This window comes from Pseudoxanthomonas sp. J31 (assembly GCF_000510725.1).
Lineage (GTDB): Bacteria > Pseudomonadota > Gammaproteobacteria > Xanthomonadales > Xanthomonadaceae > Pseudoxanthomonas.
This window is the reverse complement of sequence record NZ_AZNZ01000007.1, coordinates 101,112-115,033: the sequence shown is the minus strand read 5'-3', so window position 1 is coordinate 115,033 and position 13,922 is coordinate 101,112. Positions and strand designations below refer to the sequence as shown.

General features: G+C 72.3%; 16 protein-coding genes and 1 tRNA gene. 8 read left to right on the top strand and 9 right to left on the bottom strand.

Annotated features, from left to right (window positions below):
* Positions 1–63 precede the first annotated feature (63 nt).
* The 5 genes from PSEJ31_RS0109440 to PSEJ31_RS0109420 all read right to left on the bottom strand — a co-directional run bounded on the left by PSEJ31_RS0109440 (position 64) and on the right by PSEJ31_RS0109420 (position 2,920).
* Complete coding sequence (locus tag PSEJ31_RS0109440) at positions 64–714, bottom strand: HNH endonuclease (RefSeq protein ID WP_019398499.1); 651 nt, start codon at positions 712–714, stop codon at positions 64–66.
* Between the two features lie 45 nt (positions 715–759).
* Positions 760–1,245 (bottom strand): LEA type 2 family protein, encoded by a 486-nt coding sequence (locus PSEJ31_RS0109435; protein WP_037034935.1) that lies wholly within the window; start codon positions 1,243–1,245, stop codon positions 760–762.
* Between the two features lie 28 nt (positions 1,246–1,273).
* Complete coding sequence (locus PSEJ31_RS15940) at positions 1,274–1,861, bottom strand: lipocalin family protein (RefSeq protein ID WP_037034933.1); 588 nt, start codon at positions 1,859–1,861, stop codon at positions 1,274–1,276.
* 256 nt (positions 1,862–2,117) lie between these two features.
* Positions 2,118–2,327, bottom strand: a complete 210-nt coding sequence (locus tag PSEJ31_RS0109425; RefSeq protein ID WP_019398496.1) for a hypothetical protein — start codon at positions 2,325–2,327, stop codon at positions 2,118–2,120.
* 140 nt (positions 2,328–2,467) lie between these two features.
* A complete protein-coding gene (locus tag PSEJ31_RS0109420) occupies positions 2,468–2,920 on the bottom strand; it encodes a DUF6491 family protein (RefSeq protein ID WP_037034932.1) in 453 nt (150 codons plus the stop codon).
* A gap of 155 nt (positions 2,921–3,075) precedes the next feature.
* Here PSEJ31_RS0109420 and PSEJ31_RS0109415 point away from each other — a divergent pair.
* Positions 3,076–3,151 (top strand) — tRNA-Phe (locus PSEJ31_RS0109415).
* A gap of 529 nt (positions 3,152–3,680) precedes the next feature.
* Here the strand turns inward: PSEJ31_RS0109415 and PSEJ31_RS0109410 are convergent.
* From PSEJ31_RS0109410 to ftsY, 3 genes are all read right to left on the bottom strand, one after another.
* Positions 3,681–3,956: an oxidative damage protection protein gene (locus PSEJ31_RS0109410; protein WP_019398490.1), complete on the bottom strand. Its 276-nt coding sequence runs from the start codon at positions 3,954–3,956 to the stop codon at positions 3,681–3,683.
* Between the two features lie 14 nt (positions 3,957–3,970).
* On the bottom strand, positions 3,971–5,032 hold the full coding sequence (gene mutY / locus PSEJ31_RS0109405; RefSeq protein ID WP_028915310.1) for an A/G-specific adenine glycosylase: 1,062 nt from the start codon (positions 5,030–5,032) through the stop codon (positions 3,971–3,973).
* Positions 5,033–5,116: 84 nt separating this feature from the next.
* Entirely contained in the window at positions 5,117–6,355 is a 1,239-nt protein-coding gene (gene ftsY / locus PSEJ31_RS0109400; protein WP_028915309.1) for a signal recognition particle-docking protein FtsY, read from the bottom strand.
* 83 nt (positions 6,356–6,438) lie between these two features.
* On the opposite strand from ftsY, the gene rsmD reads away from it, so the two are divergent.
* The 7 genes from rsmD to PSEJ31_RS0109365 all read left to right on the top strand — a co-directional run bounded on the left by rsmD (position 6,439) and on the right by PSEJ31_RS0109365 (position 13,088).
* Entirely contained in the window at positions 6,439–7,080 is a 642-nt protein-coding gene (gene rsmD / locus PSEJ31_RS0109395; protein ID WP_028915308.1) for a 16S rRNA (guanine(966)-N(2))-methyltransferase RsmD, read from the top strand.
* Positions 7,077–7,595, top strand: a complete 519-nt coding sequence (gene coaD / locus PSEJ31_RS0109390) for a pantetheine-phosphate adenylyltransferase (protein ID WP_037034931.1) — start codon at positions 7,077–7,079, stop codon at positions 7,593–7,595. Before rsmD ends, coaD begins: the two co-directional genes overlap by 4 nt.
* A 28-nt stretch (positions 7,596–7,623) precedes the next feature.
* Complete coding sequence (locus PSEJ31_RS0109385; RefSeq protein WP_019398485.1) at positions 7,624–8,130, top strand: hypothetical protein; 507 nt, start codon at positions 7,624–7,626, stop codon at positions 8,128–8,130.
* Between the two features lie 111 nt (positions 8,131–8,241).
* A complete protein-coding gene (locus PSEJ31_RS0109380) occupies positions 8,242–8,523 on the top strand; it encodes a YfhL family 4Fe-4S dicluster ferredoxin (RefSeq protein WP_019398484.1) in 282 nt (93 codons plus the stop codon).
* Complete coding sequence (ggt, locus tag PSEJ31_RS0109375; protein WP_019398483.1) at positions 8,520–10,280, top strand: gamma-glutamyltransferase; 1,761 nt, start codon at positions 8,520–8,522, stop codon at positions 10,278–10,280. The genes PSEJ31_RS0109380 and ggt overlap by 4 nt, the downstream gene beginning before the upstream one ends.
* Positions 10,281–10,333: 53 nt before the next feature.
* Positions 10,334–11,239, top strand: a complete 906-nt coding sequence (locus tag PSEJ31_RS0109370; protein ID WP_028915307.1) for an MBL fold metallo-hydrolase — start codon at positions 10,334–10,336, stop codon at positions 11,237–11,239.
* Positions 11,240–11,360: 121 nt separating this feature from the next.
* Positions 11,361–13,088, top strand: a complete 1,728-nt coding sequence (locus PSEJ31_RS0109365; protein WP_028915306.1) for a glycoside hydrolase family 9 protein — start codon at positions 11,361–11,363, stop codon at positions 13,086–13,088.
* Between the two features lie 105 nt (positions 13,089–13,193).
* Here the strand turns inward: PSEJ31_RS0109365 and upp are convergent, their stop codons facing one another.
* Positions 13,194–13,826, bottom strand: a complete 633-nt coding sequence (upp, locus tag PSEJ31_RS0109360) for a uracil phosphoribosyltransferase (protein WP_028915305.1) — start codon at positions 13,824–13,826, stop codon at positions 13,194–13,196.
* Positions 13,827–13,922: the final 96 nt, after the last annotated feature.

Genomic DNA, 13,922 nt, shown 5'->3' with positions numbered 1-13,922 from the left:
CCCGGGGACGTGACGGGGCAAGCAAGGCTTGCGCCGCGGCCCCCGGTGGTGGGCCGGGCGGGACTAGACCGGACGCCGCGAACGGCGCGGCAGCTGCGCGCGCAGGAAGGCCATCTGGTCGGCCAGGATGTTGCGGTTGGACAGGATCAGGTGCTCGATCCAGCTCGGGCGGTAGGGCACGGCCAGCAGCGGCATGTTGGCCTGGTGCGGAGTGCGGTTGCCCTTGCGCGAGTTGCACTGGAAGCAGGCGCTGACCACGTTCTCCCAGATGTCCAGCCCGCCGCGCGAAAGGGGGATGACGTGGTCGCGGGTCAGCTGCGGCCGCGGGAACTGCTGGCCGCAGTACAGGCACAGGTAGGAATCGCGCGCGAACAGGGCGGCGTTGGACAGCGCCGGGGTGGGATCCAGCGCCCGCGCCCGGGCGTGGCCGCGGGTGGCGATGATCGGGTGCAGCTCGATCACGCTGCGGCTGCCGGTGTCGCGGTTGACGCCGCCGTGCACGCGCATGCACGGCTGGCCCAAGGTCCAGGCGACCGCGCCGCGTGCGTAGAGGCAGGTCGCGTCCTGCCAGTGGATCCAGTCCATGGCCCGGCCGTGGGCGTCCAGCGAGAGCACGCGCGGCGCGTTGGCCAGGCCTCGGAGCGAAGGGGACGCGTCCGCCGGTACCGGGGTCCCGGCGAAGATCGGATCAAGCATCGCCGTATCCGTCTCCATCGGGTTCCAGCTTATACCCGAAAGATGACGGTCGGGGTCAAGCCCTCAGCGCAGCACGCCCTGCAGGCCGGGCGCGGGATTGAGCGAACTGCGCGCATCCAGCTCGAAGCTGCGCGGCTTGCTGGCCTCCTCGGGCGTGGCGCTGACATTGCCCTGCAGGCGGTAGGACAGGGCGCGGCGCCCGGCCAGCGCATCGGCCACCGCCAGGCGCGCCATCGGTTGCGGGCGCAGGGTGGCGCGCACCGTGTCCGCGGCGGAGGGGCCGATGGAGATGGCGGGCGTGGCCTCGAGGGTGCCGGCCTCGTGCTCGTCCACGCTGACCGCCAGCGAAACCCGCTCGAAGCGCATGGACATGCTGCTGTAGTTGTGCAGGCGCAGGTCCACGGTCCAGCTGCCGTCGCTCTCCACCGTCAGCTGCTGGATCGAGGCGGCCGGCGCGGACACGCGCTTGACCTTGCCGCCGCAGCCGGCGAGCAGGGCCATGGCCAAGGCCAGGGCAAGGACCGGAAGGAACCGTCGCGGGAAGTTCATGCCGCCTCCATCGTGTGGGCGGCTGATATTACGGGGTTTGCGCATCGTCTTCGCCGTCCCCGGGGGCCTGGCCGCCATGCAGCGGCGCGGCCACCACCAGCTCGGAGAGGTCGTAGCCCATCCGTTCGGCCGCCGCCTTCAGCCGCGCGAACAGCATCGCGTCCATCGACGGCTCCCGCGCCAGGATCCACAGGTACCTGCGCCCGGGCTCACCGACCATCGCCCACTGGTAGTCCGGATCCAGCGCCAGCACCCAGTAGTCGGCCCAGACCAGCGGCAGCCAGCCCAGCCAGTCCGGGGCGAAGCGCACCTGCAGCCGTGCCGGGTGGCCCTCGACCTGGCGCGCCACGCCATCGGCCGCCAGGTATTCGCCTTCCCGGGTGCGGCAGGCGTTGCGCACGCCGATGCGGCCATCGCTGCGCAGGGTGTAGTGCGCGGTGGCGTCGCTGGCACAGCGGCGCTGGTGCGAGACCGGCAAGCGCGCGATCTCGTGCCAGTGGCCGGCGTAGCGGGTCAGGTCCAGGGTCTCGACCGGCACCACCCGTGGACGTTCCTGGGCCAGGGCGGGCACCAGGCCGGCGCACAGCAGCAGCGTGGTCAGGACGAGGAAGCGCATGCGGTCTCCTGGGGCGCGGCTGGGCCGGATGCTAGCACCGACGCCGCAAGAGGCCGTTGTTGCGCTGCCGCGCGCGGAGGTGCCTCGCGCGGCGCATTCGGCGCCGCTGCCGGGCGCGTGGGCGCACGTCCCCATGCCGTGGTGGTTGCCGGGGGCACGCCGGCCCGGGCCGGCGTCGGCGAAGCCCTGCGCGGGCAGGTGCGCGCAGGCCGTGGCGCAGGGCGCCGCGCTGCCCTCCCGGGCGGATGCGCTGGCCTCAGTCGAGGCGGACCCGCCGCGGGTGCCGGCCGTAGTGGCGGACCTCCACTACCAGCGGAGGCCCGGCGCGCAGGTGGTGGGCCACGGCGAGGGTGCGCGCCAGTTCCAGCGCCTTGCCGATGGATGGAAAGGAAGTAATGGGGTGGTCGCCGTCGAACAGGACGCACCCCCTATGGTCCTTCTGAACGGTCAGTCGTCTGCAGTCCATGCGACAGGGCCCCCTCCGCTCCCCGCGGTCTTGCCGTCCCCTGCACCGGCGCACTTTGCCGCCTCGCCGTGGGCCTGGCAATCAGGGATCGGCGAGGCGGCGTATAGGAAAAGCGGCCACGCGCCGCCATCCTGGTGGCGCTAGTCCCGCGCCTCGATCCGGGCCTCGCGCAGGGCGTCCCCGGCCTGCCGGAGCGCGGCGGTGTCCAGCGGGCGGATGGTTTCGATCCGGCACGGGACCCGGCCCACCTGACCGACCATCGGGCCCAGCGGCAGGACACTGTCGAAGCGCGCCTGCACGCGCGAGCCGGTGCTGGTGAGGGACAACGCGGTGGCATGGCGCAGGTCGTTGCACGGGCCGGCCAGCTCCAGCAGCCAGGCCTCGCGCGGCCGGGTCCAGACCACCAGCGCCTCGTCGCCCAGCGCGGTCCAGCCGTTGAGCTGGCCGGGCAGGTGGAAGCCGGGCACCGGCTCGCCCGCGTGCGAACGGTGCAGTTGCAGGCGTTCGGCGTCGCTCATGCGCGGGGTGCCGGCGCAGGCGGAAAGCAGGGCCGTGGCCAGCAGGGCCGCAAGGCATGTCCGTTTCCGTTTCATTGCAAGCTCCGCAAGTGGACGTAACCCCATCATGACGCAGGCCGCGGATGCGGCAAGGGCGGGGCCGATGCACGTTCATCGAACGGGATGCTTGTCGGATCGCGAAAGGCCCGTTATGATGCCGCCCCTCGCAGCGGCCAAGCCGCAGCGCAGATGGCCGGGTAGCTCAGTTGGTAGAGCAGGGGATTGAAAATCCCCGTGTCGGGGGTTCGATTCCCTCCCCGGCCACCATCCTTCGGAAGCCTGCATGGGCTTCGCCGCAAACGGACCTTCGGGTCCGTTTTCTGTTTCCGGCTTCCGCCAGGCCGCGCCGATGGCCCGGCCGCCACGCACGCCTCGCGCCGCGGTTAAAGGAATCGCTCCGCGCGTCGCTATCCCGGTAAGCGGACTGTCCACCGACGGCCACGCATGTGCCCGCGGTTGCCGACGCATTCTTCATGGGCTGCGCGCGAGCATCGGGTCCGCGGGCTGCAGATGGCGCCCGTCCGTACCGCCCGGTACCCTGGAATGCCGAGCGCGTTGCCGCGCGTGTAGGTTTTTTCCTACCCCACGACGCAAGGTTTCCCGACTTACAGGCTTTGCCGGATTTGGCATCCTGCGCGTGCCCCGGCAGTTACGGCATGCGAAGGACAGGATGACCGCTCTGCAAGGACCAGGCCACCGGCAGGACGCCGGGCCGGGGCATTAACAGGATCCGCGCCGCCAGGGCGCGGTTTTTGTTTGTGTCGCCGCATGGCCCCGCGCGACGCGGAGCGGGCGCTCAGCCTGCCGAAGGCGGCACGTAGCCGGCCGGCTTCTCGGCATCGCCACCGAACAGGAACTTCTCCATCTGCTGCTCGAGGAAGGCGCGGTGCTGCGGGTCGCGCGGCGACAGCCGGTTCTCGTTGATCAGCATGGTCTGGTGCGCCAGCCAGGCGTTCCAGGCGTTCTTGCCGATGTGGGCGTGGATGCGCTTGCCCAGCTCGCCAGGCCAGGGGATGAAATCCAGGCCCTCGGCCTCGCGTTGTTCGTACTGGCAGAAGATCGTGCGGGACATGGGCGTTGGTCGCTTCAGAGTGAGTCGAGCAGCTTGCGGATGGGCGCGGGCAGGCCGAGTCCGGCCAGTTCCGCCCGCGCCACCCAGCGCTGGGCCTCATTGTCGCCCACGCGGGCGCGCGGGGCGACCTTGCGCAGGCGCATCGGCTGCAGGTGCAGGCGGTAGTGGCTGAAGGTGTGGACGATGGCCGGCAGGGCTTCGGCGGCGTCGAAGTCGCCGTCCAGCTCGCGCCCGAACCATTCGCGCAGCTCGGCCTCGGTTTCCGCCTGCGGCAGGGTCCACAGCGAGGCCCAGATCCCGGTGGACGGGCGCCGCTGCAGCAGCAGGCGGCCCTCGGCATCCTCCAGCAGCAGGGCGATTGCCTCGCGTTCGGGCAGGGTCTTGCCCGGGCGCGGGGTGGGCAGGGCGTCGACCAGGCCTTCGCGCAGGGCGGTGCAGCCGCCGGCCAGCGGACAGGCCAGGCAGGCCGGCGCGGCGCGGGTGCACTGGGTGGCGCCGAAATCCATCTGCGCCTGGGTGTAGTCGGCCATGCGTCCGGCCGGGACGTGGCGCACGTGGTCGGCGGCCAGCGCCCACATCCGTTTCTCCACCGCCGGCGTGCCGGGCCAGCCGTGGATGCCGTGCCAGCGCGCCAGCACGCGCTTGACGTTGCCGTCCAGGATCGGGAACGGATCGCCCCAGGCCTGGGCCAGGATCGCGCCGGCGGTGCTGCGGCCGATCCCGGGCAGGGCCAGCAGGGCCTCGAAGTCGCGCGGCAGGTCGCCGCCATGCAGTTCGACGCAACGCTGCGCGGCTGCGTGCAGGTTGCGGGCGCGGGCGTAGTAGCCCAGGCCGGCCCAGTGCGCCATCACCTGGTCGGTGGAGGCGGCGGCCAGGTCGGGCAGGGTGGGGAAGCTGTCGACGAAGCGCAGGAAGTACGGGATGACCGTGGCCACCTGGGTCTGCTGCAGCATGATTTCCGACAGCCACACCCGGTAGGGCGTGCGCGGGTGCTGCCAGGGCAGGTCGTGGCGGCCGTGGCGGTCGAACCAGGCTAGCAGCGGTGCGACGAAGCGGTCGGGCGTCTCAGCGGCCACGGCGCGGCTCCTGCGCGATGGCGCGCACGGCGGGGCAGGCAGGCGCCCGTCCCGCGCTCGCGGTCGCAGCGTGCATGCGCGGGCTCAGGCGCCCAGCGCCTCGGGCAGCAGCGCGTCGACGAAGGCGTCCGGATCGAACACGCGCAGGTCCTCCGGGCGCTCGCCGATGCCGGCGAAGCGGATCGGGATGCCGAACTCGCGCGCCAGGGCGAACACCACGCCGCCCTTGGCGGTGCCGTCGAGCTTGGTCACCACCAGGCCGGTCACGCCGACGGCGGCATTGAACTGGCGCAGCTGGTTGAGCGCGTTCTGGCCGGTGGTGCCGTCGATCACCATCAGCACCTCGTGCGGCGCGGCCGGGTCCAGCTTCTGCAGCACGCGCTTGATCTTGCCCAGCTCGTTCATCAGTCCGACCTGGGTGTGCAGGCGGCCGGCGGTATCGGCGATCAGCACCTGGGTGCCGCGCGCCTTCGCCGCCTGCAGTGCGTCGTAGGCCACCGAGGCGGCATCGGCGTTCTGGCCTTGCGCGATCACGGTCACGCCGTTGCGCTCGCCCCAGGCCTGCAGCTGGGCCACGGCCGCGGCGCGGAAGGTGTCGCCGGCAGCCAGCATCAGGCTGCGGCCTTCGTCCTTGAAGCGGCGGGCGAGCTTGCCGATGGTGGTGGTCTTGCCCACGCCATTGACGCCCACGGTCAGCAGCACGAACGGGCGGGTGGCCGGGTCGATCTGCAGCGGCACCGACACCGGCTTCAGCATCGCCACCAGCTCGGCGCGCAGCGCCGCCAGCAGCGCGGCCGAGTCGGCGAACTCACGCGCCTTCATGCGCTTGCGCAGCCCCTCCACCAGTGCGGTGGTGGCGGTGACGCCGACGTCGGCGGTGAGCAGGGCGGTCTCGATCTCGTCCAGCAGGTCGTCGTCGAGCTTCGGGTTGCGCGAGAACAGGCCGCCGATGCTGCGCGCAAAGGCGCTGTTGCGCAGGCGCTCGCGCCAACCCATGCGCCCGGGCGCGGCCGCCGGCTGCACGGCGGCGCCGCCGTCCACCGGCGTGCCGGCTTCGGCGGGCACCACGACGGCCTCGCCGGCCGGCGCCTGTTCCACCACTGCAGGGGCCACCGGGGTGGCGCCAGCCGCCGGGTCGACGGCATCGCCGCCGGTCGCCTCCGGCGCGGCGGGCACGGGTGCCGGGACCTCGGCGGGGGCTGCCGGAGTGGCGGCGTTCGGGGCCTGGGGGAACGCGGCGGCGAGCTCTTCGGCGCTGAAGCGGCTTCCGGATGGCGTGGCAGGGGCGCTTTCGGGCTTCTTTCGGCGGAAGAAACTGACCATTTCGCAGGGATGTCGGAGAATGTGCACATGCTAGCACCGCACCCCGTCACAGCTTCTGAAACCGGCCGCCGCCGGCCCCGTCCATGAGCCGCCGCATGCCGCCGCGTCCGGGTACCCGTGCCGCCGCCGCTCCCGGGGTGGTGCGGATCATCGGCGGCCGCTGGCGCGGCACGCGCCTGCCGGTGGCCGACGTCGCCGGCCTGCGTCCGACCTCCGATCGCGTCCGCGAGACCCTGTTCAACTGGCTGATGCCGGCGCTGCCCGGTGCGCGGGTGCTGGACCTGTTCGCCGGCAGCGGCGCACTGGGACTGGAGGCGCTCTCGCGTGGCGCCTCCAGCGCGGTGCTGGTGGAGCGCGACCGCGGCGCCGCGGCCGCGCTGCGCGCGAACGTCGCGCGGCTTGGGGCGCAGGCACGGGTGGTCGAGGCCGATGCCCTGCAGTGGCTGGGGTCCACCGATGCGGCCGGCGCCGGCCCGGTGGACATCGTGTTCGTCGACCCGCCGTTTTCGGCCGGCCTGTGGGACGCCGTGTTGCGCGTGCTGCCCCCGCTGATGGCGCCGGATGCATGGCTCTACGTGGAAAGCCCCGCGGGCAGCGAACCGGCGCCACCGCCGGGCTGGCACCTGCACCGCGAGCTGCGCACCTCGCAGGCCCGCGCGGCGCTGTATCGTGGCCGAGGCGCCGGGGGCGCTGATACACTCGGCGGCGCCAATCCGGCCCCCTGAAGACGACCCGAACCGTGGCCCATCGCCGCATTGCCGTCTATCCCGGCACCTTCGATCCGATCACCAACGGCCACATCGACCTGGTCGACCGAGCCGCGCCGCTGTTCGAGAAAGTCATCGTCGGCGTGGCCGAAAGCCAGGCCAAGGGCCCGACCCTGCCGCTGGAGCTGCGGGTGGGGCTGGCGCGCGAGGCGCTGGCGCGGCACCCCAACGTGGAGGTGCGCGGCTTCGACACCCTGCTGGCGCACTTCGTGCGCGAGGTCGGCGCCGGCGTGCTCCTGCGCGGCCTGCGCGCGGTGTCGGACTTCGAGTACGAATTCCAGATGGCGAGCATGAACCGCCACCTGATCCCGGAGGTCGAGACCCTGTTCCTGACCCCGGCCGAGCAATACAGCTTCATTTCCTCGTCGCTGGTGCGCGAGATCGCCCGTCTGGGCGGAGACGTCTCGGGCTTCGTGACCCCGGCTGTGGCCGCGGCGCTGAAGGCGGCACGGCGGGGCGATGGTTCCCAGTGACTTTACGAACCCAAGGGAGGATTTCCTGATGAACAAGACGATGCGCGCGCTCCTGCTCGCCAGCCTGGTGGCGTCCCCGCTGCTGCTGGCCGGCTGCGGCAACAAGGAAGAGGCGGTGGCCAACGAGGCCACCGAGGCGAAGAAGCTGGCCGCCCCGGCCCGCGACGACGACGCCGGCTGGAAGGCCTACCTGCCGCAGGTGGTGCAGGAGAACATGGGCACCATCACCAACAACCCGTTCCTGTACTACCTGCCGCCGGAGTCGGATCCGGAGTTCGAGGCCAAGTACGAGCGCCAGGTCGAGGCCGCCACCACCGCGATGAAGCGCGGCGTGCAGAAGGGCAACCTGCTGGCCTTCGGCTCGCCGGCGTCCTCGCGCATGGCCGGCCTGATCGAGACCGCGTTCGCCGACGTGCAGCCGGACTCGCTGAAGGGCGTGCGCATCGTGTTCATCGGCGACGCCTCGGACAACCCGCGCGTGCACGCCGTGGTCGCGCCGACCGGTGCCGACTACGTCTTCGTCGAGGCCAAGTAATTTCCCCGAGCCCGGCCGCGGCCACGCGGCCGGGCGCCGGCGGGAAGGTCTCCCTGCCCACGCGGGGCCGGTGCCGCCAGGTACCCCGGCCATGCCCCGGACCGCTGTGCGATGTCACTGAAGATCAACGAATTCTGCGTCAACTGCGATGTCTGCGAGCCGGCCTGCCCCAACCAGGCCATCTCGATGGGCGAGACGATCTACGTGATCGACCCGGCGCGCTGCACCGAGTGCGTCGGCCATTTCGACGAGCCGCAGTGCGTGGCGGTATGCCCGGTCGAGTGCATCGACCCAGACCCCGACCATCCGGAAAGCCAGGAGGCGCTGCTGGAGAAGCTGCGGCGCCTGCAGCGCGAGCATCCGGAACTGTATGCCCCGGAGGCTGCACCATGAGGCTGAGCGCGCGCCTGCTGGCACTGGCGTTCCTGTTCCTGTCCGCGGCCCCGGCCGCGCTCCTGGCCGCCGATGGCGGCGACGCGCCGCAGGCGGCGCGCCCGCCGGGCGCGGCCATCGCCAGCGCGCACGAGCTGGCCACCGCCGCCGGCTTCGAGGTGCTGGAGCAGGGTGGCAACGCGTTCGACGCGGCGGTCGCGGTCTCGGCCGCGCTGTCGGTGGTCGAGCCGATCAGTTCCGGCCTCGGCGGCGGCGGCTTCTTCCTGCTGCACGACGCGGCCAGCGGCCGCGATGTGTTCGTCGACGCGCGCGAGACCGCGCCGGCGGCGGCCACCCCCGAGCGCTACCGCGACGCCAACGGCAAGCTCGACCGCGACCGTTCCCAGAACGGTCCGTGGTCGGCCGCCATCCCCGGCCTGCCGGCGGGCCTGGTGCACGTGGCGGAGAAGTACGGCCGGCTGCCGCTGAAGACCAGCCTGGCGCCGGCGATCCGCCTGGCGCGCGAGGGCTTCCCGGTGTACGCGCGGCTGGAGCGTGGATACGCCGCGCGGCGCCAGGTGATGGAGCGCTATCCTGGCACCCGCGCCGTGTTCCTGGCCGGCGGCAAGCCGCCGGTGGAGGGCCAGCTGCTGCGCCAGCCCGACCTGGCGCGCACCCTGGAGGCGCTGGCCGAGCGCGGCTTCGACGGTTTCTACCGCGGCCCGGTGGCGAAGAAGCTGCTGGCCGGCGTGCGCGCCGAGGGCGGGCAGTGGACCGCCGAGGAGCTGGCCAGCTACCAGGTGCACGAGCGCGAGCCGCTGCGCTTCTGGTACCGCGGCTGGGAGATCGTGACCGCGCCGCCGCCGTCCTCCGGCGGCGTGGCCCTGGCGCAGATGCTGCAGGTGCTGGCCGGCTGGAACCTGTCCAGCCTGGACCCGGCGCAGCGCGCCCACCTGACCATCGAGTCGATGCGCCGCGCCTTCCGCGACCGCACCTTCTACCTGGGCGATCCTGGCTTCGTGCACGTGCCGGTGGAAGTGCTGGCCAGCCGCGACTACGCCGCCGGCCTGCGCTCCACCATCAATCCGCAGAAGGCCACCCCCAGCGACGTGTTCTCCGGCCTGCCCACGCCGCTGGAGGACGAGGAGACCACCCACTTCTCGATCATCGACGCCGAGGGCAACCGCGCCGCGGTCACGCAGACGGTGAACCTGCTGTTCGGCTCGGGCCTGGTGCCGCCGGGCACCGGCGTGCTGCTGAACAACGAGATGGACGACTTCGCCCTGCTGCCGGGCCAGCCCAACGCCTTCGGCGTGATGGGCTACGAGGCCAACGCGCCGGAGCCGGGCAAGCGCCCGCTCAGCTCGATGACCCCGACTTTCATGGTTTCGCCGGACCGCGTGGCGGTGCTGGGCACCCCGGGCGGCAGCCGCATCATCACCATGGTCCTGCTGGGCGTGCTCGGCTACGCCGACGGCCTGGACGCGCAGGCGGTGGCGGCGCTGCCGCGCTACCACCACCAGTGGCAGCCGGACGTGGTCGAGGCCGAGACCGGCGCATTCAGCCCGGAGGTGGCCGCGCGCCTGCGCGCCATGGGCCACACCCTGGACCTGCCGGACGGCGAGGTCTCCAGCGGCGCCTCCAGCCACTTCTGGGGCAACCTGCAGACGGTGATGTGGGATCGCCGCGGCAACGCGCTGCAGGGCGGAACCGACCCGCGCAACCCGGTGGGCAAGGCCGAGGTGCGCCTGGTGCGCGCGGCCGAAGCCGTGCCCTGAGCGGGCGCGGCCGAGTTCCGGATTCTTAACGGATGCAGCGCTAGCATTCGTTCATGAAACTCTGGTCCATCCGCGGCAATTCGCAAAAACTCGACGGCGGCTCCATGTTCGGCAACGCGCCGAAGGCGATGTGGGAGAAGTGGGCCCGCCCCGACGAGCACAATCGCATCGACCTGGCCTGCCGCGCGCTGCTGGCCAGCCCGCTGAACGGCAAGACGGTGCTGTTCGAGACCGGCATCGGCGCGTTCTTCGAGCCGAAGCTGCGCGAGCGTTACGGCGTGCAGGAAGACCGCCACGTGCTGGTGGAATCGCTGCGCGCGGCCGGTTTCGAGCACGAGGACGTGGACGCGGTGGTGCTCAGCCACCTGCACTTCGACCACGCCGGCGGCCTGCTGGCGCCGTGGACCGAGGGCAGGGCGCCGGAACTGCTGTTCCCCAACGCCACCTACCTGGTCGGCGCCGCGCACTGGGAGCGCGCGCGCAACCCGCACCCGCGCGACCGCGCCAGCTTCATCCCCGAACTGCCGGCGCTGCTGGAGGCCAGCGGCCGCCTGGAGATCGTCGACGGGCCGCACTCGCAGGCGCTGGGCCAGGCGGTGCGCTTCAGCTTCAGCGACGGCCACACCCCGGGCCTGATGCTGGCCGAGATCCTCGGCCCGGAACTGGTCGACGGCCAGCCGCACGGCGGCGTGGTGTTCTGCGCCGACCTGATCCCCGGGCGTTCCTGGGTGCACCTGCCCATCACCATGGGCTACGACCGCAACGCCGAGCTGCTGATCGACGAGAAGCGCGCCTTCCTCGAGGACAAGCTGGCGCGCAACGTGCACCTGTTCTTTACCCACGACCCGGGCTGTGCCCTGGCCCAGGTGGCGCGCGACGAGAAGGGCCGCTACCGCACCATCCACGAGGTCGCCGAACTGGTCGCGCGGCCGCTGGGCGCGCACAGCCTGGCAGCCTGAGCCGCCGCGCCGCATCCGCCGGCGGTCTACCGCCGCGCGCGCATCGCCGCTACCTTTCCGCCCGGGAGAAACGCCGCAAGGCAAAGGGGGAACGATGGAGGTAACGGCTTCGCGGCAGTGGATGCAGGCCTTGCTGGCCACGACACTGCTGGCGTTGGGGATCGGCTGCGACGCGGCCGGTCCGGGCGCGGCGCAGGCGCCGGTGCGCGCCAACCAGCTCGGCTATCCGCCGGCGGCCCGCAAGCTGGTGGTGGTGGAAACCTCCGCGCCGGCGCGGTTCCGGGTGGTGGCCGAAGGCCGGGACGAACCGCTGCTGCAGGGGCAGCTGCAGCCGGCCGGGCACTGGGAACCGGCCGCGCGCGACGTGGCCCTGGCCGACCTCAGCGCGCTCGCCACGCCTGGCCGCTACCGCCTGCTGGTCGATGGCATGGCGCCGTCCGACCCGATCGTGGTCGACGCCGGGGCCTATGCCGGCGTGGCCATGGGCGCGCTGAAGGGGTTCTATTTCCACCGCGCCAGCACGCCGCTGGCGCGCGGGCATGCCGGGCGCTGGGCGCGCAAGGCCGGGCATCCGGACGACAAGGTGCTGGTGCATGCCTCCGCGGCCTCGCCCGGGCGCAAGGCCGGCAGCCGCATCACGGCCCCGCGCGGCTGGTACGACGCCGGCGACTACGGCAAGTACGTGGTCAATTCCGGCATCACCCTGTGGACCCTGCTGGCGGCGTGGGAGCACTACCCGGAATTCTTCCGCGGCCGCGACGCCGGCATCCCGGAAAGCGGCGATGCGGTGCCGGACATCCTCGACGAAGCGCTGTGGAACCTGCAGTGGATGCTGGCCATGCAGGACCCGGCCGACGGCGGCGTGTACCACAAGCTGACCACGCTGCAGTTCTCCGCCATGGTGATGCCGCACCAGGACACCGCGCCGCGCTACGTGATGGCCAAGAGCACCGCCGCGACCCTGGACTTCGCCGCGGTGATGGCCATGGCCAGCCGCATCTACGCGCCGTACGAAGCGCAGTTCCCGGGCCTGGCGCGGCGCATGGCCGATGCCGCGCAGCAGGCCTGGGCCTGGGCCCTGGCCAATCCGCAGGTCGAGTACCGGCAGCCGGCGGACGTCGGTACCGGCGCCTATGGCGATGCCTACCTGGAGGACGAGTTCGCCTGGGCCGCGGCCGAGCTGTACCTGCTGACCGGCGAGCCCGGCTACTGGGAGGCATTCCACCAACGCGCCGGCGTGCCGGGCGTGCCCGGCTGGGCCGACGTGCGCGCGCTGGGCTGGATCTCGCTGGCCCAGCACCTGCCGCGGCTGCCGGACGACGCTGCCCGCGGACAGGTGCGCGAGGGCCTGCTGCAGGTCGCGCGCGGGCTGCAGGAGCGGGAGGCGCAGTCGCCGTGGAAGCTGGCCATGCGCGGCGAGGATTTCGTCTGGGGCAGCAATGCGGTGGTGCTCAACCAGGCGCTGCTGATGCTGCAGGGCTACCGCCTGGGCGGCGGGCGCGAATTGCTGGACGCCGCCCAGTCCCACCTGGACTGGGTGCTGGGGCGCAACCCGCTGGGCGTGTCCTTCGTCACCGGTTTCGGCCTGCGCACGCCGATGCACGTGCATGACCGCCTGTCGGTGGCCGACGGCGTGCGCGAGCCGGTGCCGGGCTGGCTGTCCGGCGGCCCGAACCCGGCGCAGCAGGACCGCCGCGACTGCCCGGTGTCGTATCCGTCGAAGCTGCCGGCGCTGTCGTGGCTCGACCACGAGTGCAGCTATGCCAGCAACGAGGTGGCGATCAACTGGAACGCGCCGCTGGTCTACGTGGCCGCGGCGGTGCAGGCGCTGACGCCGGTGGAAGAGTAGGGCGGATGCGCGGACGGCGGCCTGGTGGCCGCCGTCCCGGGTTTGCTGCATGGCCCGCGACGGGCCGGGGAGTGGCGCGCGAAGCCGCCGGATCCGGACGCCGGATCAGTCGACCCGGGTGCCGAAGATGCGGTCGCCGGCGTCGCCCAGGCCGGGCAGGATGTAGCCCTTGTCGTTGAGCCGCTCGTCGATGGCGGCGGTGTAGATCTGCACGTCCGGGTGCGCGGCTTCCACCGCCGCCAGGCCCTCGGGCGCGGCCACCAGGAAGATGCCCTTGATCCGGCGCGCGCCGGCGCGCTTGAGCATGTCGATGGTGGCGATGAGCGAACCGCCGGTGGCCAGCATCGGGTCCAGGATCAGCACGTCGCGCTCGTCCAGCCGGCCGGTCAGGCGTTCGAAGTAGGGGACCGGTTGCAGGGTTTCCTCGTCGCGCTGCAGCCCGACCACGCTCACGCGCGCGGCAGGAATCAGGGCGAGAACCCCAGGCAGCATGCCCAGCCCGGCCCGCAGGATCGGCACCAGGCTGATCTTGGCGCCGGCGATGCGTCGCACCTGCACCGGGCCGGCCCAGCCCTGGAGCGTCGCCTCCTCGGTGGCCAGGTCCGCCGTGGCCTCGTATGCCAGCAGGGTTGCCAGCTCGGTGACCAGTTCGCGGAAGCCCTTGGTACTCAGTTCGGCCGAGCGCAGCAGTCCGATCTTGTGCTGGACCAGCGGATGGTGGACTTCGACGGCTTTCATGGCGGGCCTGCAGGTATGGGGGCCTGGAAAGTCTGCAGCAAACGCGTCGATGCGGAAAGGCGAAGCCGGCGCTGCGCCGGCTCCACCCGGTGCGCG

Coding starts and splice junctions, on each gene's coding strand:
- PSEJ31_RS0109440 (WP_019398499.1), bottom strand. CDS start 714: ATGGAGACGGATACGGCGATGCTTGATCCGATCTTCGCCGGGACCCCG.
- PSEJ31_RS0109435 (WP_037034935.1), bottom strand. CDS start 1,245: ATGAACTTCCCGCGACGGTTCCTTCCGGTCCTTGCCCTGGCCTTGGCC.
- PSEJ31_RS15940 (WP_037034933.1), bottom strand. CDS start 1,861: ATGCGCTTCCTCGTCCTGACCACGCTGCTGCTGTGCGCCGGCCTGGTG.
- PSEJ31_RS0109425 (WP_019398496.1), bottom strand. CDS start 2,327: ATGGACTGCAGACGACTGACCGTTCAGAAGGACCATAGGGGGTGCGTC.
- PSEJ31_RS0109420 (WP_037034932.1), bottom strand. CDS start 2,920: ATGAAACGGAAACGGACATGCCTTGCGGCCCTGCTGGCCACGGCCCTG.
- PSEJ31_RS0109410 (WP_019398490.1), bottom strand. CDS start 3,956: ATGTCCCGCACGATCTTCTGCCAGTACGAACAACGCGAGGCCGAGGGC.
- ftsY (WP_028915309.1), bottom strand. CDS start 6,355: ATGGTCAGTTTCTTCCGCCGAAAGAAGCCCGAAAGCGCCCCTGCCACG.
- rsmD (WP_028915308.1), top strand. CDS start 6,439: ATGAGCCGCCGCATGCCGCCGCGTCCGGGTACCCGTGCCGCCGCCGCT.
- PSEJ31_RS0109385 (WP_019398485.1), top strand. CDS start 7,624: ATGAACAAGACGATGCGCGCGCTCCTGCTCGCCAGCCTGGTGGCGTCC.
- PSEJ31_RS0109380 (WP_019398484.1), top strand. CDS start 8,242: ATGTCACTGAAGATCAACGAATTCTGCGTCAACTGCGATGTCTGCGAG.
- ggt (WP_019398483.1), top strand. CDS start 8,520: ATGAGGCTGAGCGCGCGCCTGCTGGCACTGGCGTTCCTGTTCCTGTCC.
- PSEJ31_RS0109370 (WP_028915307.1), top strand. CDS start 10,334: ATGAAACTCTGGTCCATCCGCGGCAATTCGCAAAAACTCGACGGCGGC.
- PSEJ31_RS0109365 (WP_028915306.1), top strand. CDS start 11,361: ATGCAGGCCTTGCTGGCCACGACACTGCTGGCGTTGGGGATCGGCTGC.
- upp (WP_028915305.1), bottom strand. CDS start 13,826: ATGAAAGCCGTCGAAGTCCACCATCCGCTGGTCCAGCACAAGATCGGA.